The following is a 19,815-nucleotide window of genomic DNA, read 5'->3' on the forward strand; positions in this document are numbered from 1 at the left end:
CGCGGTACCACCCTAATTATTGACAAACTTTATATGCCAATCTCTTCATTCTCTATAACGGCTCTTCACCGTCTTCCCCTTACTATTCGCTCGAAGAAGATGCTCCTGGATCGTAATTCATGTTGTTCTATGTACTGACTTACACCTACCGTCAGCTCTCTTTGACAGGGAGAACATACACTACTTTATTCCATTCATCGCTTATCTTATTTACTTAATGATTATCCTATAATAAATAAGGTGAAAAAGCAATATTTTTTATTCCTTTAATTTTCTCATCTGTTAACTATATTCATACTTCTTCATGCCACTAATGGCCTCTGCTTTGATCAATTTGTAAATGTATGAACTTTCCTACAAATTTTGTAATCCTCACCTCATTTCATGGTAATATAAACCATATATAAAGATAGAAAGGAGTTATACTTATGCCACACATTATTTCCCTCAATATCGGAACACCGCAAAAATTCCAGTTTCAAGGGAAAGAAATTGAAACTGGTTTGTTTAAAGAAAGTATTAATAAACCGTTATATTTATCGACACTTAACTTCGAAGGCGACGGTCAAGCTGATTTAAAGCATCACGGCGGGAAAGATAAAGCTGTTTGTATATATGCCTTTGAACATTATCCATATTGGGAACAACAGCTAACGCAGCAACTTCCATACGGAGCATTCGGAGAAAACTTAACAGTAACAGGATTACTGGAATCAGATGTATGCATTGGTGATATATATAAAATAGGAGAAGCGCTCATACAAGTAACGCAGCCGAGGCAACCTTGCTATAAACTATCTTATCGCTACAATCGAAAAGACTTCCCGCTTCTTGTGCAAAATACAGGATTTACTGGATTTTATGTAAGAGTACTAACAGAAGGAACTATTTCCCCTTCTGATGAAATAAAATTAATAGAACAAAATAAACACCGCATCACAATAGCCTTCGCAAATGAAATCATGCACCGCGATAAACAAAATATTGAGAGTATACAACGCATATTAGCAGTTGATTCTTTATCAGATAGCTGGCGAAATACATTTACGAAGCGATTAGAAGGAAAAGAAATGAGTACAGAAAAACGTTTAACAGGAAAATAATAAACTTGTAAGAAAAGAGGACAACGCATGAATGAATTTATATTCGTATTATTTGTTTGTCCATTACTTATCTTTATTCTTTCTGTTATTGGTACACGGATTACAAAAACGTATGTTGTGATGCCTATTATCACGTTTGCGATTTTTCTTATTTTCGCAGTAACCTTATTTAATCGATCATTTTTCTTTTGGGTAGGGATGTATAGTATTTTTTCGTTTCTTGTTTCTTATATAACACTATTATTTGTAAAGGGTAAAAAGGAAGTAGATAAAGTGAAACTTTAATCAGTGGGGGTTTTCTTCATCCCCCACTGATTATTAGTTGAACCAATCGGGCTTTTACGGGCAGTTTATCTCCCGCCTAACTTCTTAAGAAAAGAGGAAGCGGCTCGTTCAGAATCGCAGGACGCCCACGCCCCTGACAGAGAGGCGCTTTTCGCCTCGTCCGAGGGGGTGAAACGGCCGGAGATTCTAGCCGCTAGAGCTGGACAATGCTTTCGCTGAATTTTGAGGTGGCGGGAGTATTACTGCCCGTTAATGCGGGATAAAAAGCAATAACTATGTATCATTACATGTTACTGAAGGAGCATTATTCATGATTTTCTTTGATATTGATGGTACTTTACTTGATTATGAGCTTGCTGAAAAAAATGGTATCCTTGACTTTTTCCGTGAGCATAATCACATTTTTTCTGGTGAGGAACTCGAAGCTAGCAAACTATGGAACCAACTCTCAGAACGATACTTCAATCAATTTTTATGTAATAAACTATCATTTCAAGAACAAAAAAGGATAAGAATGATAGACCTTTTTCAAAAGTACGGCATTCTCTTAACGAATGAAGAAGCTGATGAGAAATTCAACCTATATTTATCCTTATACAAAGAAAACTGGGTAGTCTATGAAGATGTAATTGATGTATTACATACTTTAAAACAAAAAGGCTATCTATTAGGAATTATTAGTAATGGAGATTACGATCAACAAATTGAAAAACTAAATCGTTTACATATCCTACATTATTTTAACCCGGTCATCGCCTCTAGTAGAGTAGGTGTGGCAAAACCAAATATAGCTATCTTCCAAGCAGCTAGTATGAAAGCAAAATACCCAATTCAAGATTGCTATTATATAGGAGACAGGTTAGAAACAGATGCTCTTAGCAGTAAAAATGCTGGTATGCATGGAATATGGTTAGATCGAAGTAATAAAAAACAACAATGTAGTGTTCCTACCATACAACACTTATATGAGCTAATTCATATACTTACATAAATGCTCTAGTACGAATACTTAGACTACCTATTATAAAACCGTAAAAGAAAGGAATAACATATGATTTCATTATTAAACATTCTAGTCACTATCATTTTAGTTTGTTGCCTCTTCTTGTTAGCATTTGCATTGGATAAAACCGAGCAATTTCTTAATGCGACTATTTTTAAAAAGTTTAGTGAAAAGTGGAGAAAGATCATCTTAACAGCCATGACCATTTTATTCGAATTACTTGTGATATGGCGCTTCTCAATTTCTTTCAAAGTATCTGCTTTAGAAAGTTTAGTTATGGGAAGTATTTTATTGTTATGTTGCATATGGCTCATTCCCTATTTCGTTATGATTCAAAGAAACAATGCTAAAATTGCAGATAAATATCATAGCGGTGGTGTAGATTTAGGATCAGTAACAGTATTCCGCCTCACTTTAAATCCTTTGGTATTAGGAACGATTATTTTATCAACTGTAAGTATTGGTATTGGCATATTTTATTATTCACCTTATTTTTTATAATAAGATTGATTGATAATGATCTCTGTACCTCTCCTTTATTTTCTCTGAATTTTGAGATAAGGAACCATGTAGTCCATGAATGTAAAAAAACACGACCGCGTTTCCCCCCACGGTCGTGTTTTCTTTATGATTACGCTGTAATCCAAGCCTCGTCAGCTGGATTCTTGCGCCATTCTTGTAGTTTCTTCGTTTCTGCTTCGCCAATCATACCTTTTTCTGCTGCTACTTCTGTAAGTGCACTGTAGTCGCTTAAAGAGTATGATGCAACGTTTGCTGCTGCTAATTTTTCTTTTCCTGCTTCAAGTTCGTATGTGAAGATAGATACGATTCCTAATACTTCACAACCAGCTTCACGAAGTGCCTCTACACAAGTGATTGCACTGCCGCCAGTTGAGATTAAATCTTCTACTACGACAACTTTTTGGCCTTTTTCTGCTTTACCTTCGATCTGGTTTCCTTTGCCATGACCTTTTGCCTTGCTGCGTACATAGCACATTGGTAAGTTCATACGATCGCTTACCCAGGCAGCGTGCGCAATACCTGCTGTTGCTGTACCTGCAATAACTTCAACATCTCCGAAGTGAGTTTGAATTAATTCTTCTAATCCTGCTGCAATCGCTTGGCGTACTTCTGGGTATGATAACGTTAAACGGTTATCACAATAAATTGGTGATTTCATGCCAGAAGACCATGTAAATGGATCATTTGGTTGTAAAAATACTGCTCCGATATCTAATAAATGAGATGCAATTTGTTTTTTCATACTGTTACACCCTCCCACTGTTCTTTTACAATTTGATACGCCTCGCGCGGATTTTCTGCTTTTGTAATACTACGTCCTACTACGATATAACTAGAGCCGAGTTCACGCGCACGTTTTGGCGTTGCTACGCGCACTTGGTCATTTACATCGTCGTTTGCAAGACGAATCCCCGGTGTTACTGTTACGAAAGCGTCTCCGCATACTTCGCGTAACTTTGGTACTTCAAGCGTTGAACAAACAACGCCGTCCAAACCGCTTTCTTTCGTTAATTTCGCATAGTGAGCAACCGCTTCTTCTAACGTTTTCTCAATGCCAATCTCGTTTTTCATTACTTCTTCCGATGTGCTTGTTAGTTGTGTAACTGCAATACAAATCGGTCTCTCTTTTCCTTCTTTCTTACCTTCCTCTAATCCCTCAAGCGCATATTTCATCATACTGCTTCCCCCAGCAGCATGAACGTTTACCATATCAACTTCTAAACTAGCTAAATTGCGCATTGCACTTTTTACTGTGTTCGGAATATCATGAAGTTTCAAATCTAGAAAAATTTGATGTCCTTTTTCTTTTAAATACGTGATAATAGCAGGTCCCTCTTTATAAAACAGTTCCATACCAACTTTGACAAATAATTGTTCTCCTTCAAAGTGACTTAAAAACTGTTCTACCTCTGCCTTACCTGGAAAATCTAGTGCAACTATTAAAGATTGTGACATGCTTACTTCCAGCTCCTTCCTTGACATTCCGAAATGTGTTCAAATCCTAATTCATCTAAAAGTGCTGGTAATTCTTCAATAATTGTTGGACATACAAACGGATCAACGAAGTTGGCTGTTCCAACTGCTACTGCACTTGCACCAGCATAGAAGAATTCAATTACATCTTCCGCCGATTCAATACCGCCCATTCCGATAATCGGAATGTTAACAGCTTGACTCACTTCGTGCACCATGCGAATTGCCACTGGCTTAATCGCTGGTCCAGATAATCCGCCTGTACGGTTTGCTAAAATTGGTTTCGCTGTTTTTAAATCTAAACGCATGCCAAGCAATGTATTAATCATCGTTAATCCGTCTGCCCCCGCGTTTTCAATTGCTTTTGCAATCTCAACAATGTTTGTAACGTTTGGTGATAGCTTTACGTATACCGGAACTTCAGATACTTCTTTTACACGTTTCGTTAAATCTGCTGCAATTTCCGGTACTGTACCGAAAGCAATTCCACCTGTCTTCACATTCGGGCAAGAAATATTTAACTCTAATGCATGAACATTCGGTGCTTTTGAAATTTCTTTCGCAACTGCCACGTAGTCTTCCGCTTGTGATCCAGCAACGTTCGCAATAATAGGTACATCAAACTGCTCAAGCCATGGTAATTCTTCGTTCACAACTTTTTCTAGCCCTGGGTTTTGTAAACCAATTGCATTTAACATACCAGCAGGTGTTTCTGCAACACGCGGCGTTGGATTCCCAAAACGCGGTTGTTCTGTTGTCGCTTTAATCATGATTGATCCAAGTACACTTAAATCGTACAGCTTTGCAAATTCACGGCCAAATCCGAAACAACCAGATGCTGGGATGATTGGGTTTTTTAATGTTAATCCTGGTAAGTCAACTTGCAATCTGTTCATAGTACAACCTCCCCGATTGGAAATACTGGTCCGTCGCTGCACACCTTCTTATAGGAATAGCCAGTTGGATCTTCTTGCAGATGACATACGCACGCAAAACATGCTCCAATACCGCAGCCCATACGTTCTTCAAGTGAAATATACGCTTTTTTCTCTTTATAGCGCCCTTCTAGTGCACGTAGCATTGCCAGTGGTCCGCATGAGTAAAGAATGTCAAAGTCAATTCCATATGCATCAATTACATCTGTTACAAATCCTTTTGTACCATGAGTACCGTCTACTGTTGCAACGTACGTATCACCAAGTTCTGCAAATTTCTCTTCGTAGAAAACAACATCTTTTGTTTGGAAACCTAGGATATGAATGACACGTACTCCTTTTGCAACAAGGCGTTGTGATAGCTCATAAAGTGGTGGCACACCAATTCCGCCTCCTACTAATAGAGCAGTTTGTCCAGCCTCCGCTTCTTCTACCGGAAATCCATGGCCTAATGGTCCTAATACATCTACAAGTTCACCTTGCTTTTTCTTTGCTAATGTTTTTGTTCCTTGTCCTTCTGCACGGTATAGCATTGTAAATTCGTTTTTCTCTTGATCTACATTACAAATACTAATCGGGCGGCGCAGCAGGGGCGTGCTGCCCTCTGCTACTTTAATGTGTACAAATTGCCCTGGCTCGTTCATGTGCTCTACTAAATCACCTTGAAGTACGAGTTCGTAAATATTTTTTGCGATTTCTTTTTGGTTAACGACAATCATATTTTGCTTTTGCATCATGCATGTACCACCTCGTGACGCTCAGCCCCCGTAAATTCTTTCATTGCGTGAGCTGAAAATGTCATAGATTCAAGTACTCGTAAAATTGCTCTTGTTGTATCTAATGATGTCAAACATGCTACACCATTTTCTACAGACTCACGACGAATACGGAAGCCATCACGCGCTGGTTGTTTTCCTTTTGTTAATGTATTAATAACAAATTGCGCTTTTCCTTGGCGAATAATATCAAGCAAGTTGTAGTCTTCAGAATCAATTTTGTTTACAACTTGAACTGGAACGCCTTGATCTGTTAATGATTTCGCAGTTCCTGCTGTCGCTAATAAGTTATAGCCAATTTCATGGAATCGTTTTGCGATTTCCATTGCTTCTTCTTTATCTTTATCTGCTACTGTGATGATTACAGATCCGTGCGTTGGAATATTGATTCCAGCAGCAACAAGTCCTTTATATAATGCTTTTTCAAGCGTTAAGTCTTTACCCATTACTTCCCCTGTTGATTTCATTTCAGGCCCTAATGTTGTATCAACAGAACGTAGTTTCGCAAAAGAGAATACCGGAGCTTTTACATACACTTCTTTCTCTTCTTGGCGATATCCAGTTTCATATCCTTGTTCTACAAGATTTTGACCTAAAATAACTTTTGTTGCGATATTCGCCATCGGTACACCTGTAATTTTACTTAAGAATGGTACTGTACGGCTCGCACGTGGGTTTACTTCAATTACATACACTTCGTCTTTGAATACTACAAACTGGATATTTAGTAATCCAACAATGTTTAATCCTCTTCCAAGTGCAATTGTATTTTCGATAATTTGTTCTTTCAGTTTTGTAGATAAGCTTTGCGGTGGGTATACTCCAATTGAGTCACCAGAGTGAACTCCAGCGCGTTCAATATGTTCCATAATACCTGGAATATATACATTTTCACCATCAGAAATTGCATCTACTTCAATTTCTTTCCCAACCATGTAACGGTCAATTAATACTGGATGATCTGCATGAACTTTAACCGCATTTTTCATGTAGTGCAGAAGCTCTTCTTGGCGGTATACGATTTCCATCGCACGCCCACCTAGTACATAAGATGGTCTTACTAATACTGGGTAACCAATTTCTTCAGCGATTGCTACCGCTTGTTCTACAGTCGTTGCTGTTTTACCAACTGGTTGCGGGATACCAAGCTGTGTTAAAGCTGCTTCAAATTTATCACGGTCTTCTGCACGATCTAAATCTTCTAGTGATGTACCTAAAATTTTCACGCCGCGCTCTTGTAATTTTGCCGCTAAGTTAATTGCTGTTTGGCCACCAAATTGAACGATTACGCCTTCTGGTTTTTCTAAATCGATGATGTGCATTACATCTTCAATTGTAAGTGGTTCAAAATATAATTTATCTGAAATACTAAAGTCTGTTGAAACTGTTTCTGGGTTATTATTTATAATAATTGCTTCGTAACCAGCTTCTTTAATTGCCCATACAGAATGAACTGTTGCATAGTCAAACTCGACACCTTGACCGATGCGAATTGGGCCAGAACCAAGAACGATTACACTTTTACGCTCTGTAACGATTGATTCGTTTTCATCGCCATACGTGCTGTAGTAGTAAGGCGTTGCAGATTCAAATTCCGCCGCACATGTATCTACCATTTTGAATACTGGTGTCATGCCGTTTTCTTTACGCATATCGTAAATTTCACGCTCTGTTTTACCCCAAGCAGCCGCGATGTAATGATCACTGAATCCCATTGCTTTTGCTTCTTGTAATACTTCCATATCGCCTACATGATTTTTAACGTTACGCTCCATGTTTACGATGTTTTCAACTTTTTGTAAGAAGAAGAAGTCCATTTCACACCATGCATTAATTTCTTCTTTCGTTACACCTTGACGAATCGCTTCTGCTACAACGAACAGACGCTCATCATCTGCTTTTATAATACGTTTTTTCATTGTTTCTTTATCAAGCTCTTTTAAATGATCAAGCTCTAAATGATAAATACCAAGCTCTAAAGAACGAACTGCTTTTAATAATGATTCTTCTAAATTACGACCGATAGACATGACTTCTCCAGTCGCTTTCATTTGTGTGCCAAGCTTTCTGTTTGCTGATTCAAATTTATCAAATGGCCAGCGTGGAATTTTAGAAACAACATAGTCTAATGCTGGTTCAAAGCATGCATATGTTTTTTGTGTAACCGGGTTTACAATCTCATCAAGTGTTAAACCGACTGCAATTTTCGCTGCCAATTTTGCAATTGGATATCCTGTTGCTTTTGATGCTAATGCAGATGAACGACTTACACGTGGATTTACTTCGATTACATAGTATTGGAAACTATGTGGATCTAATGCAAGCTGAACGTTACATCCACCTTCAATTCCTAATGCACGAATAATTCGTAATGAAGTATTACGTAACATTTGATATTCGCGGTCACTTAATGTTTGGCTCGGCGCAATAACGATTGAATCTCCTGTATGCACACCAACTGGGTCAATATTTTCCATGTTACATACTACAATCGCATTATCGTTTGCATCACGCATTACTTCATATTCAATCTCTTTAAAACCAGCGATACTTTTTTCTAATAAACATTGCGTTACTGGACTATGTTTTAAACCGCTTGTTACAATTTCAATTAACTCTTCTTCATCATGGCAAATACCACCGCCAGTTCCGCCTAGCGTAAATGCAGGGCGAACAATTACTGGATAGCCAATTTCTTTTATAAATTCATATGCTTCATCAAGCGTATGAATAATTTCACTTGGTGGTACTGGTTCGTTTAAATCTTGCATTAATGTACGAAATAAATCACGATCTTCCGCTTGCTCAATTGCTGATAATTTCGTTCCTAAAATTTCAACTCCGCATTCTTCAAGTACACCTGATTTCGCAAGTTCAACAGCCATGTTTAGTCCCGTTTGTCCGCCAAGTGTTGGCAAGATTGCATCTGGGCGCTCTTTACGAATAATACGGCTTACAAATTCTAGTGTTAATGGCTCAATATATACTTTATCTGCTGTTGCAGTATCCGTCATAATTGTTGCTGGGTTAGAGTTTACAAGGATTACTTTGTAACCTTCTTCTTTAAGAGATTGACAAGCTTGCGTTCCAGAGTAGTCAAACTCCGCTGCTTGCCCGATTACAATAGGTCCTGATCCGATTACTAAAATGGTGTTAATGTCTAGGCGTTTTGGCATAACTCTTCCCCTTCTTTCTTAAAGTTTTCAATCATTGTTAAGAAGTCTTCAAATAAGTTGTTTGCATCTTCTGGTCCTGCTGATGCTTCTGGATGATATTGCACTGTAAATGCTGGGAACTTCGTATGGCGAAGACCTTCTACTGTACCATCATTTAATGCAACGTGTGTAATTTCAAGATCGGTAGTTGCTACGGACTCTTCTTCTACTGCGTATCCGTGGTTTTGAGATGTAATCGCAACTTTTCCAGTCTCTAAATGTTTTACAGGATGATTTAAACCACGGTGACCAAATTTTAATTTGATTGTATTTGCACCAGATGCTAGCGCAAATAATTGGTGTCCAAGGCAAATTCCGAATAATGGTACTTTCCCAAGGATTCCTTTAATCATTTCAATTGCTTCTGGTACATCTTTTGGATCCCCAGGTCCGTTACTTAACATGATACCGTCTGGATTTAATCGTAAAATTTCTTCTGCAGTTGTGTTGTATGGTACAACGATTACGTCACAATCACGCTTATTTAGTTCACGTAAAATTCCGTGCTTCATACCAAAGTCAACAAGTACAACACGGTAGCCGCGTCCTGGGCTTGGATATGGATCTTTTGTAGACACACGTTTTACATGATCAGTAAATACTGTTACTTTTAATTGACTTACAACATGCTCTACATCTGCATCCATGTTACAAAGACGTCCGCGTAGTGTTCCATATTGACGAATTTTTCGTGTTAGTTTTCGTGTATCAATACCAGCTAAACCTGGAATATTTCTTTCTTTTAAATATTGATCTAACGTTAACTCATTACGGAAGTTAGATGGATGATCGCATATTTCATTTACGATTAATCCGTGTACAGATGGTTGAATAGATTCAAAATCGTCACGGTTAATACCATAGTTTCCAATTAATGGATACGTAAATGTTACGATTTGACCGCAGTAAGATGGATCAGATAATGTCTCTTGGTATCCTGTCATTCCTGTTGTGAATACCACTTCACCTGATTTTTCAATTTCTCCTCCGAAACCTTTTCCAATTAAAATTGTGCCATCTTCTAAGATAAGCTGTCTTTTCATACTAATGCACTCTCCTTTTGCCATGCGATCTTACCGCCAACTAATGTCATAATCGGCCATCCTTGACATTTCCATCCTGTAAATGGCGTATTTTTTCCTTTTGATAGGAATGTTGTTGGATCAATCTCTTCTTCTTGTTCTAAATCGATAATTGTAATATCAGCCGCTCTTCCTTCTTTTAGACGACCCGCTTCTAAACCAAATGTATCCGCCGGTTTAGAAGTTAAGAATTGAATCAATTGTTCTAATGTGATGATTCCTTTTTTCACAAGGTTTGTATATAGTAATGGGAATGCTGTTTCAAAACCAGTAATTCCAAACGGTGCTCTTTCAATACCTTGTGCTTTTTCTTCTGCTGCATGCGGTGCATGATCTGTTGCAATTATATCGATTGTTCCATCTAATAACCCTTCAATTAATGCTTCTTGGTCTTCTTTTCCTCGAAGCGGTGGGTTCATTTTAAAGTTTGGATCAACCGATGGGATATCATCTTCACATAATACTAAGTGATGCGGTGTTACTTCTGCTGTTACTTTAATTCCAGCACGTTTTGCATCGCGAATCACTCGTACAGATCCTTTTGTACTTACGTGACATACGTGATAGTGGCAATCCGCCGCTTCCGCAAGTAATATGTCCCGGGCAATATGTACAGATTCACATACTGATGGGATACCATTTAATCCGTGTTTCTCAGAAAACTTCCCTTCATGTACACAACCTTTATTGATTAGCGTATTTTCTTCGCAGTGTGCAACAACTGCCATATTTAATTTTGCTGCACGCTTCATAGCAGCTAGCATCATGCTTGCATCTTGTACGCCTACTCCATCATCGGTAAATGCAAAGGCACCTAACTCTTTTAATGTTTCAAAGTCTGTCATTTCAGAACCTGCTTGGCGTACTGTAATAGCGCCATATGGCAGTACATTTACGTGTGCTTTTTCTTGAATTCGTTTTTGTAAATCCTCCATATGTTCTTTACTATCTGGTACAGGACGCGTATTTGGCATTGCACAAATTGTTGTAAATCCACCTTTTGCTGCTGCAAGTGTACCTGTTTCAATTGTTTCTTTATGTTCACCACCCGGTTCACGAAGATGTACGTGTACATCAATTAACCCAGGTGCAATTAATTTTCCGTTTACATCAATTACTTCTACATTTTCAGCAGTGATGTTTTCTGCTACTTTCGCAATTTTACCGTCTTGTACGAGAAGGTCTGTTGTGACGATATTTCCCTCTTCATTTATATAGCGACCATTTTTAAACAAATAATTCATGTTTCATTCCTCCTAATACATTTGGTAATGCGCGTTTTAATACAGCCATTCTTACATAAACACCGTTTTCCATCTGTTTAAAGATACGTGAACGCTCACACTCAACAAGTTCACTCGCAATTTCTACATCACGGTTTACAGGTGCTGGGTGCATAATAATGCTTCCTTGCTTCATGCGTTTCTCACGTTCGATCGTTAAACCGTGCTCTTTATGATATTCTTTCATAATGTCTGTTTCATAATGATCATGACGTTCATGCTGCACGCGTAGTAACATCATTACATCAACTTCTGGAACTAGTTCGTCTAATGCTTTGTATGTTCCAAATGTGTTCGTTTCATCTTTCCATTCTTCAGGGCTTGCAAAATAAACGGTTGCTCCTAATTTTGTTAACGCCTCTGCATTTGAACGCGCTACTCGGCTATGACGGATGTCTCCAACAATTGCTACTTTCAACCCTTCAAATGTTGTAAACTCTTGTTTGATTGTTAAGAGATCAAGCAAGCATTGTGTTGGATGATTCCCACATCCATCACCTGCATTTAAGATTGGAATATTCACTTGCTCTCTAAGCTCATCGAAGTATCGATCTTGCTCGTGGCGGATGACAACAGCTCTTGTTCCTATCGATTCTAGTGTTTTTACCGTATCGTACAATGTTTCTCCTTTTTGTACGCTAGAAGACTCTGCTGAGAAGTTAAGAACATCAAGTCCTAAACGTCTCTCTGCTACTTCAAAGCTAAAACGTGTTCTCGTACTATTCTCAAAGAATAAGTTTGCGACAAACGTTTGCTCTGTCGCTTTTATGCCCTTTCCGCTTGCGAAATCTTCTGCATCTTTTAGAATTTCTGAAATCTCCTGCTCCGATAACTCACTCATCGTTAACAAATGGTTCATTGTCATCCCTCATCTTTCTGATTTTTATCATAGCACTTGTGAATTTATATAATAATAACTGCATAAAAACACCCTAATCGTGTGAGACTAGGGTGTAACAAACTACACACCCTTTTCCGTCTCACAGGACTGAATTAAAAGGCTGTCTTTATGAAGCAATCTGCTTTGATTGTTTTTTCTCTTTCATTTCAGGTAAAACGAGATTTAACAGTACTCCCACGATTGCTGCAAGAGCCATCCCCTCCACTTGGAAAGATTGACCAATATGAAGTACTGCACCGCCAATGCCAATTACTAATATGACAGACGCAATCATTAGATTACGTTTATCTCCGAAATCTGTTTTCTCATCTACTAACATACGTAAACCGCTTGATGCAATCACACCGAAGAGCAGGATTGATACACCGCCCATTACCGGTGTTGGAATCGAATGGATAAGCGCTGAGATTTTCCCAATAAATCCGAAGATAATTGCACATATTGCTGATCCGACGAATAGGTACACACTGTATGCTCTTGTGATCGCAAGTACCCCAATGTTTTCACCGTATGTTGTATTTGGCGGCCCCCCAATTGTTGAGGCGATAAATGTCGCAATTCCGTCACCCATAATAGAGCGGTGTAAACCTGGTTTTTGAATCAAATCTCTATTTATAACATTTCCAAGTACAATTTGATGCCCAATATGTTCTGAAATTGTTACGACCGCAACTGGTACCATTACTAGTACTATTTTCCACGAGAACTCCGGTGTATATGTGACAAATGGTACTATGAAGTCTGGTATATCGAACCATTTTGCTTCTACCACTGGTTTCAAATCGACCAAGCCTTGGAAGTAAGCAAAGATATAACCACCTATGATTCCAATTAAAACTGGTATGATGCTAAGAAAGCCTCTTCCAAAAATCGAGCAGATGATTGTAATTGCTAATGTTACGAGCGCAACTGAAAAGTGTGTAAAGCTATATTTTCCATCTGCATTATTCATTGCCATATTTACTGCTGTATGTGCAAGACCAAGTCCAATTACCATAACAACTGGTCCGACTACAATTGGCGGTAAGAGATTCATAATCCAGTTTGATCCAGACTTTTTAATTCCAAGTGCAATCAACATGTAGACAAGTCCTGCCATCATTCCACCAACCATAGCTGCTCCTGGGCCACCTGCTGCTTTTGCTGTAATAATCGGTGCAATGAATGCAAACGATGATCCAAGGTAAGCTGGTACTTGCCCTTTCGTCACAAGTAAGAATGCTAGTGTTCCTACTCCACTCGATATTAAAGCGACTGCTGGGCTTAATCCTGTTAAAAACGGCACAAGCACCGTTGCCCCGAACATGGCGAATAAATGTTGTATACTTAACAATAACCATTTTCCTGGTTTCGGTACTTCATGAATATCTAACACTGGCTTTTGTTCCATTGATATCTCCTCCTCCAATGCCTAAAAACTTGCAATAAAAAAACTCTTTGTGACTATGCACAAAGAGTCCTATACTTACGTATGTCAAATTAGACATATGAAAGTCAAGATCCTTTGGCAGCCTCACGGGACTACATTTAAAAGGGCTTTATTTTTTTTCGTATATGCTTACTCGATCTTGTTTATCTGTTTCTTGAAGGTCTACTTCAATACGTTCTTCGCTTGATGTTGGAATGTTCTTCCCAACATAATCAGCGCGAATTGGTAGTTCACGGTGACCTCTATCTACAAGAACAGCTAGCTGAATTTGTGATGGTCTACCGATGTCCATTAACGCATCCATAGCAGCTCGTACTGTTCTTCCTGTATATAATACGTCATCAACAAGAATAACTTTTTTATTTGTAATGTCAACTGGAATGTCTGAACCTTTTACAAGCGGTTCTTTGTTTTTAGATTGCAAAGTCAAGTCATCACGATATAACGTAATGTCTAATTCACCGACGGCCATTTCTTTTCCTTCAATTTGACCAATTCGTTCTGCTAAGCGCTGTGCGATGAAAATACCGCGTGTTTTAATCCCAACTAGAACACAATTTTCAACACCCTTATTACGTTCTACAATCTCATGACTAATGCGTGTTAAAGCGCGGCGAATCATTTGATCATCTAGTACCACTGCTTTTTCTTGCATGTTCTTCACCTCCAGGCTTTTTTCATGCGTGAGAGGAATGGTATAAAAAGACCCTCTCGTCGTGTGCGAGAGGGTCTTCTGAAAAAGGGTATAAACACCCTACCTATTTCAAACCGTTACCTTCTCAACCTCACGGGGTTGTATTAAAGGACTTATTCAACTGCTGTTATTATGTCAGTTTTTATAACGATTGTCAATATTATTTTCGTAAATCATTTAAAAGATCCGCAAAAATTTGTGGAACTGGTGCTTCAAACTCTAAATATTCACCTGTGCGCGGATGAATGAAACCTAAAATACCTGCATGTAGTGCTTGACCATTTATATCCAACGTTTTCTTTGGACCGTATTTTGGGTCACCTACAAGTGGATATCCAATATATTTCATATGTACACGAATTTGATGCGTGCGGCCTGTTTCTAATTGACACTCCACATGAGTGAAATTATTAAAACGTTCTAATACACGGAAATGAGTCACAGCTTGTTTCCCATTTTCCTCAACGGTCATACTTTGACGATCTTGTTTATCACGACCAATTGGCGCATCAATCGTTCCTTTATCATGCGGAATCACACCATGAACAATTGCTTGATAACGTCTTGTTACCGTTTTCGCTACAAGCTGGTTAACAAGCGCCTCATGTGCCATATCATTTTTTGCCACCATCAATAACCCAGATGTATCTTTATCAATGCGATGCACAATCCCTGGACGCATTACACCATTGATACCTGATAAGTCTGTGCAATGATACATAAGACCATTTACAAGTGTACCACTTGTGTGTCCCGGGGCTGGATGCACAACCATGCCACGTGGCTTATTTACAACCAATACGTCAGCATCCTCATAATAAATTTCTAAATTCATATCTTCAGCCTTAATATCTAGTTCTTCTGGTTCTGGAATGGTAACTGTAATTTCATCATTTGTTTTTACTTTATAATTCCCTTTAACGTCTTTTCCATTTACCGTTACAACACCATCTTTAATCCATTGCTGTACTTGTGAACGAGACCATTCATTGTTCACTCCAGCAACAAATTTATCAATCCGTTCATTTTTTTGCTCTTCTGTAACTGTTACTTGTACTACTTCGCTCATTATTTACTCCTTTGTTTTCTTTCCTTCTAATAATGTTTGAATAATAATTAATGCAACCCCAACACATAATGCCGAGTCTGCAACGTTAAATACTGGGAAGTTGTATGAAAAAATATACGTATGGATAAAATCAACAACTTCTTTTCGTACTACACGATCAATAAAATTACCAATTGCTCCGCCTAAAATAAGCCCAAGCGAAATGCCGAGAAGCTTGTCTGTCTTTGCATATTTTTTCATATAAAACAGAATAAAAATAACAAAGATAACGGTGATCACATAGAAAAACCACATTTTATCTTCTAAAATGCCCCATGCAGCTCCGCGATTGCGGTGAGACGTTATATACAGCACATTATCAATAATTGGAATGCTCTCACCTAATTCCATTTCCTTCACGATAATCCATTTTGATACTTGATCAATGGCAATCACGAATAATGCTATTAAATAATATATCATTTTCATTTCCCCCACAATGACAGTATACCTCAAAATTTTAGCATAGCTGCTATGTTTTCACAATGAAGCATCGCATGGGAGCATAAAATAAAGTGAATTAGGTAATATAATATTGTTGTCTTTAAATTGTTTTTACTTTTCCATAAAAACATTCATAAATTGTACGTGCTGTTGGCATACCCTTTAATTGTCTAAGTGTCATTCTTTGTCCGGTTTCTTCACAAATTCCATACATACCTATTTCCATTTTCCAAAGTGCTCGCTCTACATCTTTTAAATCTTCTCTTATATCATGCAATAATAATTTATGTTTCACATCTGTTTTGACTATACCTAGCAATTCCTGTCCAAATTCTACATCATACGTATACAGCTCTTCTTTTGCTAATCGCTTCTGTAATTCCCACTGCATTAATTGTAACTCTTCTTGGATTTCCATGTATGTGTCAGTCACAAGCGCGTCCCTCCCAGCTGGAATGTATCGTTAGTTTATCCGAAAAGCACACGATTACCGCACACACATTTTTCCTTCCAAGGAAGAAAAAAATCGACTGCCTTGTCTGCAGTCGATTTCCCTCATCTCATTATTTTACATAATGTTCTGTTACAACTTCTCCGCAACGTTTACATAATGTTGGATGATCTGCATTACTTCCTACTGATTCAGACACAACCCAACAACGTTCACACGTTTCACCAGTTGCTTGCGCTACAACGACAGCTGTATGTTCATATTTCGGCGCATCAGCTGGCGCTTCTTCCATTGTTCCACCAAGATGGTACTCAGAAACGATAAATAATTGTTTCACATCTTCTGTAATAGATTGTAATAATTCTTTCATTTCTGCTGTTGGATAAAGTGTGATGCTTGCATTTAATGATTTACCAATCACTTTTGCATTACGTGCATCCTCTAATGCTTTTAATACATCATCGCGAAGTGTCATAAATGCATCCCATTTTACTTTTAACTCTTCAGCATCTTCTACTTCTACAGCTTCTGGCATATCAGTTAACTGGACACTTTCTTCTACAGCGCCAGGAACATACGGCCATACTTCATCTGCTGTATGCGGTAAAATTGGTGTTACAAGTTTTGTTAATGCAACAAGTACATCATATAGTACCGTTTGAATTGCACGACGGTCATGATTATTTTCTGCTTCGATATATAAAATATCTTTTGCAAAATCTAAATAGAATGAACTTAAATCAATTGTACAGAAGTTATGAATCGCATGATATACAGCAGCAAATTCATACGTTTCATAAGCATCTTTTACTTTTGTAATTAAGTCATTTAATTTCACTAACATGTAGCGGTCAACTTCACGAAGTTCTGCAGCAGATACCACATCTTTACTTGGATCAAAATCAGCTAAGTTTCCTAATAAGAAACGGAATGTATTACGAATTTTACGATATACTTCTGCTACTTGTTTTAAGATATCATCAGAAATACGTACATCAGATTGATAATCAACTGAAGATACCCATAAACGTAAAATATCGCCGCCTAATTGGTCCATAATCTTCTTCGGTACAACAATGTTTCCAATAGACTTACTCATTTTACGACCTTCACCATCTAGTACGAAGCCGTGACTTAGAACACCTTTATACGGCGCTTTACCTGTTACCGCAACTGCTGTTGATAATGAAGAGTTAAACCAACCACGATATTGGTCAGATCCTTCTAAATATAAATCAGCTGGGCGTTGCAAATCATCACGCTCTTCTAATACAGCCTGATGAGAAGAACCAGAATCAAACCATACATCCATAATGTCTGTTTCTTTTCGGAATTCACCATTTGGGCTAGATGGATGTGTAAATCCTTCTGGTAATAAGTCTTTCGCTTCACGTTCAAACCATACGTTCGAACCATGTTCACGGAATAGCGCTGCTACATGGTTAATTGTTTCGTCTGTAATAATCGGGTCACCATTTTCTGCATAGAATACAGGAATCGGAACACCCCATGCACGTTGACGAGAAATACACCAGTCACCGCGGTCACGGACCATGTTATGAAGACGTGTTTCCCCCCAAGCCGGTACCCATTTTGTTTCCTCCACAGCTTGTAATAATTCTTTGCGGAACGCTTCAATAGACGCAAACCACTGTGCTGTTGCACGGAAAATAATTGGTTGTTTCGTTCTCCAGTCATGTGGATAAGAATGCGTAATAAATGTTAATTTTAATAACGCACCAACCTCTTCTAATTTTTCTGTAATTGGTTTATTTGCTTTATCGTAGAATAATCCCTCAAATCCAGGAGCCTCGCTTGTTAATACACCTTTATCATCAACTGGACAAAGAACTTCTAAACCATATTGCTTTCCAACAAGGAAGTCATCTTCCCCGTGTCCAGGTGCTGTATGTACACACCCTGTACCAGCATCTGTTGTAACATGCTCACCAAGCATAACAAGAGAATCACGGTCATAGAATGGGTGTTTCGCCGTTGTATACTCAAGTTCGCTACCTTTTACTGTTTTCACAACTTCAGCATTTTCCCACTCTAATGTTTTAGCAACTGTTTCAAATAACTCAGACGCAATGATATACTTCGCATCTGCTACTTTCACAATGCTATATTCAAGTTCTGGATGAACAGAAATACCTAAGTTAGCTGGCAACGTCCAAGGTGTCGTTGTCCAAATAATGAATGTTTCGTCGCCTTCTAAAACATTCTTTCCATCTTTTACAGGGAATGCTACATAAATAGATGCAGATTTTTTATCTTTATATTCAATTTCCGCTTCTGCTAATGCAGATTCACTCGTTGGAGACCAGTACACCGGTTTTTGTCCTTTATAGATATAACCCTTTTTCGCCATTTCACCAAATACTTTAATTTGCTGTGCTTCATATGCTGGCTTTAATGTAATGTATGGATTATCCCAATCACCGCGCACACCTAAACGTTTAAATTGCTCGCGCTGACGATTTACTTGCTCGTATGCATATTCTTCACAAAGTTTACGGAATTCAGCAACTGTCATTTCTTTACGCTTAACACCTTTATTTGTTAAAGCTTGTTCAATTGGTAATCCGTGTGTATCCCAACCTGGTACATATGGTGCACAGTATCCCGTCATCGATTTGTAACGAACAATAAAGTCTTTTAATACTTTATTTAACGCATGTCCCATATGAATATCACCGTTTGCATATGGCGGTCCATCATGTAGTACAAATAGCGGACGTTCTTGTGTACGTTCTTGTACTTTTTCATACATATTCATTTTAGCCCATTTTTCTTGCATTACAGGCTCACGCTTTGGTAAATTTCCACGCATTGGAAATTCTGTTTTTGGCATTAATAATGTATCTTTATACTCCATGCTTAATTCCTCCTTGAATATATAAAAGAAAGGTATTTTTTCTAAATAAATGGAATAAAAAAGAGACCTTCTCATCCCCAAAAAGGGACGAGAAGATCTCCCGCGGTACCACCCTAGTAGACTACTCTATATGTAGCAATCCTCTTTATATTCTTAACGCGAATACACGCCTCTGCTTACTTTGTTGTTCAGCGAGGAACTCCAGGGTGATATTCCCATTCTCTCCTTATCCT

At 38.2% G+C, this 19,815-nt stretch carries 18 protein-coding genes and 2 other annotated features (1 of these 20 only partly in view); of the genes, 4 read left to right on the top strand and 14 right to left on the bottom strand.

What is annotated here, in order from left to right; all coding sequences use genetic code 11:
- Positions 1-207 (bottom strand) — a binding site (T-box leader). This feature is flagged as partial in the annotation.
- A gap of 221 nt (positions 208-428) precedes the next feature.
- The 4 genes from MR076_RS15285 (at position 429) to MR076_RS15300 (ending at position 2,892) form a co-directional block, all read left to right on the top strand.
- The gene (locus MR076_RS15285) at positions 429-1,103 is read left to right on the top strand and encodes an MOSC domain-containing protein (RefSeq protein WP_242222031.1); all 675 of its coding nucleotides are present in this window, start codon (positions 429-431) and stop codon (positions 1,101-1,103) included.
- Positions 1,104-1,130: 27 nt separating this feature from the next.
- Positions 1,131-1,388, top strand: a complete 258-nt coding sequence (locus tag MR076_RS15290; protein ID WP_242222033.1) for a YbeF family protein — start codon at positions 1,131-1,133, stop codon at positions 1,386-1,388.
- A 310-nt stretch (positions 1,389-1,698) separates the two neighbouring features.
- Positions 1,699-2,379 carry an HAD family hydrolase gene (locus MR076_RS15295; RefSeq protein WP_242222035.1) on the top strand — a complete coding sequence of 227 codons (681 nt, stop codon included), beginning with the start codon at positions 1,699-1,701 and terminating at the stop codon, positions 2,377-2,379.
- A 60-nt stretch (positions 2,380-2,439) separates the two neighbouring features.
- A complete protein-coding gene (locus MR076_RS15300) occupies positions 2,440-2,892 on the top strand; it encodes a hypothetical protein (protein ID WP_242222036.1) in 453 nt (150 codons plus the stop codon).
- A 130-nt stretch (positions 2,893-3,022) separates the two neighbouring features.
- On the opposite strand, the gene pyrE is transcribed toward MR076_RS15300, so the two are convergent.
- The 14 genes from pyrE to ileS all read right to left on the bottom strand — a co-directional run bounded on the left by pyrE (position 3,023) and on the right by ileS (position 19,582).
- Positions 3,023-3,655: an orotate phosphoribosyltransferase gene (gene pyrE / locus MR076_RS15305; protein WP_242222038.1), complete on the bottom strand. Its 633-nt coding sequence runs from the start codon at positions 3,653-3,655 to the stop codon at positions 3,023-3,025.
- Positions 3,652-4,368 (bottom strand): orotidine-5'-phosphate decarboxylase, encoded by a 717-nt coding sequence (gene pyrF / locus MR076_RS15310; protein ID WP_242222040.1) that lies wholly within the window; start codon positions 4,366-4,368, stop codon positions 3,652-3,654. The genes pyrE and pyrF overlap by 4 nt, the downstream gene beginning before the upstream one ends.
- Before the next feature lie 2 nt (positions 4,369-4,370).
- Complete coding sequence (gene pyrD, locus MR076_RS15315; RefSeq protein ID WP_242222042.1) at positions 4,371-5,282, bottom strand: dihydroorotate oxidase B catalytic subunit; 912 nt, start codon at positions 5,280-5,282, stop codon at positions 4,371-4,373.
- On the bottom strand, positions 5,279-6,058 hold the full coding sequence (gene pyrK / locus MR076_RS15320; protein WP_242222043.1) for a dihydroorotate oxidase B electron transfer subunit: 780 nt from the start codon (positions 6,056-6,058) through the stop codon (positions 5,279-5,281). The genes pyrD and pyrK overlap by 4 nt, the downstream gene beginning before the upstream one ends.
- Positions 6,055-9,273 (bottom strand): carbamoyl-phosphate synthase large subunit, encoded by a 3,219-nt coding sequence (gene carB / locus MR076_RS15325; RefSeq protein WP_242222045.1) that lies wholly within the window; start codon positions 9,271-9,273, stop codon positions 6,055-6,057. The genes pyrK and carB overlap by 4 nt, the downstream gene beginning before the upstream one ends.
- A complete protein-coding gene (locus MR076_RS15330; RefSeq protein WP_242222047.1) occupies positions 9,258-10,355 on the bottom strand; it encodes a carbamoyl phosphate synthase small subunit in 1,098 nt (365 codons plus the stop codon). Before MR076_RS15330 ends, carB begins: the two co-directional genes overlap by 16 nt.
- On the bottom strand, positions 10,352-11,638 hold the full coding sequence (pyrC, locus tag MR076_RS15335; RefSeq protein WP_242222049.1) for a dihydroorotase: 1,287 nt from the start codon (positions 11,636-11,638) through the stop codon (positions 10,352-10,354). The genes MR076_RS15330 and pyrC overlap by 4 nt, the downstream gene beginning before the upstream one ends.
- Positions 11,622-12,536 carry an aspartate carbamoyltransferase catalytic subunit gene (locus tag MR076_RS15340; protein ID WP_242222051.1) on the bottom strand — a complete coding sequence of 305 codons (915 nt, stop codon included), beginning with the start codon at positions 12,534-12,536 and terminating at the stop codon, positions 11,622-11,624. Before MR076_RS15340 ends, pyrC begins: the two co-directional genes overlap by 17 nt.
- A 148-nt stretch (positions 12,537-12,684) precedes the next feature.
- Positions 12,685-13,968, bottom strand: coding sequence for a solute carrier family 23 protein (locus MR076_RS15345; protein WP_242222053.1), 1,284 nt, complete (start codon positions 13,966-13,968; stop codon positions 12,685-12,687).
- A gap of 148 nt (positions 13,969-14,116) precedes the next feature.
- On the bottom strand, positions 14,117-14,662 hold the full coding sequence (pyrR, locus tag MR076_RS15350; RefSeq protein WP_242222055.1) for a bifunctional pyrimidine operon transcriptional regulator/uracil phosphoribosyltransferase: 546 nt from the start codon (positions 14,660-14,662) through the stop codon (positions 14,117-14,119).
- A gap of 199 nt (positions 14,663-14,861) precedes the next feature.
- Entirely contained in the window at positions 14,862-15,770 is a 909-nt protein-coding gene (locus MR076_RS15355) for an RluA family pseudouridine synthase (RefSeq protein WP_242222057.1), read from the bottom strand.
- A 3-nt stretch (positions 15,771-15,773) separates the two neighbouring features.
- The gene (lspA, locus tag MR076_RS15360; protein ID WP_242222059.1) at positions 15,774-16,232 is read right to left on the bottom strand and encodes a signal peptidase II; all 459 of its coding nucleotides are present in this window, start codon (positions 16,230-16,232) and stop codon (positions 15,774-15,776) included.
- A gap of 121 nt (positions 16,233-16,353) precedes the next feature.
- Complete coding sequence (locus tag MR076_RS15365; protein ID WP_242222061.1) at positions 16,354-16,686, bottom strand: TraR/DksA C4-type zinc finger protein; 333 nt, start codon at positions 16,684-16,686, stop codon at positions 16,354-16,356.
- Between the two features lie 130 nt (positions 16,687-16,816).
- Positions 16,817-19,582 (bottom strand): isoleucine--tRNA ligase, encoded by a 2,766-nt coding sequence (gene ileS / locus MR076_RS15370; protein WP_242222062.1) that lies wholly within the window; start codon positions 19,580-19,582, stop codon positions 16,817-16,819.
- A gap of 80 nt (positions 19,583-19,662) precedes the next feature.
- Positions 19,663-19,815 (bottom strand) — a binding site (T-box leader) (it continues 69 nt past the right edge of the window).

Source organism: Bacillus cereus group sp. BfR-BA-01380, from assembly GCF_022663535.1.
Taxonomy (GTDB): Bacteria; Bacillota; Bacilli; order Bacillales; family Bacillaceae_G; genus Bacillus_A; species Bacillus_A cereus_BB.

What these genes read in the sequence shown, in the direction of transcription:
- MR076_RS15285 (WP_242222031.1), top strand. Translation starts at nt 429, where the DNA reads ATGCCACACATTATTTCCCTCAATATCGGAACACCGCAAAAATTCCAG.
- MR076_RS15290 (WP_242222033.1), top strand. Translation starts at nt 1,131, where the DNA reads ATGAATGAATTTATATTCGTATTATTTGTTTGTCCATTACTTATCTTT.
- MR076_RS15295 (WP_242222035.1), top strand. Translation starts at nt 1,699, where the DNA reads ATGATTTTCTTTGATATTGATGGTACTTTACTTGATTATGAGCTTGCT.
- MR076_RS15300 (WP_242222036.1), top strand. Translation starts at nt 2,440, where the DNA reads ATGATTTCATTATTAAACATTCTAGTCACTATCATTTTAGTTTGTTGC.
- pyrE (WP_242222038.1), bottom strand. Translation starts at nt 3,655, where the DNA reads ATGAAAAAACAAATTGCATCTCATTTATTAGATATCGGAGCAGTATTT.
- pyrF (WP_242222040.1), bottom strand. Translation starts at nt 4,368, where the DNA reads ATGTCACAATCTTTAATAGTTGCACTAGATTTTCCAGGTAAGGCAGAG.
- pyrD (WP_242222042.1), bottom strand. Translation starts at nt 5,282, where the DNA reads ATGAACAGATTGCAAGTTGACTTACCAGGATTAACATTAAAAAACCCA.
- pyrK (WP_242222043.1), bottom strand. Translation starts at nt 6,058, where the DNA reads ATGATGCAAAAGCAAAATATGATTGTCGTTAACCAAAAAGAAATCGCA.
- carB (WP_242222045.1), bottom strand. Translation starts at nt 9,273, where the DNA reads ATGCCAAAACGCCTAGACATTAACACCATTTTAGTAATCGGATCAGGA.
- MR076_RS15330 (WP_242222047.1), bottom strand. Translation starts at nt 10,355, where the DNA reads ATGAAAAGACAGCTTATCTTAGAAGATGGCACAATTTTAATTGGAAAA.
- pyrC (WP_242222049.1), bottom strand. Translation starts at nt 11,638, where the DNA reads ATGAATTATTTGTTTAAAAATGGTCGCTATATAAATGAAGAGGGAAAT.
- MR076_RS15340 (WP_242222051.1), bottom strand. Translation starts at nt 12,536, where the DNA reads ATGAACCATTTGTTAACGATGAGTGAGTTATCGGAGCAGGAGATTTCA.
- MR076_RS15345 (WP_242222053.1), bottom strand. Translation starts at nt 13,968, where the DNA reads ATGGAACAAAAGCCAGTGTTAGATATTCATGAAGTACCGAAACCAGGA.
- pyrR (WP_242222055.1), bottom strand. Translation starts at nt 14,662, where the DNA reads ATGCAAGAAAAAGCAGTGGTACTAGATGATCAAATGATTCGCCGCGCT.
- MR076_RS15355 (WP_242222057.1), bottom strand. Translation starts at nt 15,770, where the DNA reads ATGAGCGAAGTAGTACAAGTAACAGTTACAGAAGAGCAAAAAAATGAA.
- lspA (WP_242222059.1), bottom strand. Translation starts at nt 16,232, where the DNA reads ATGATATATTATTTAATAGCATTATTCGTGATTGCCATTGATCAAGTA.
- ileS (WP_242222062.1), bottom strand. Translation starts at nt 19,582, where the DNA reads ATGGAGTATAAAGATACATTATTAATGCCAAAAACAGAATTTCCAATG.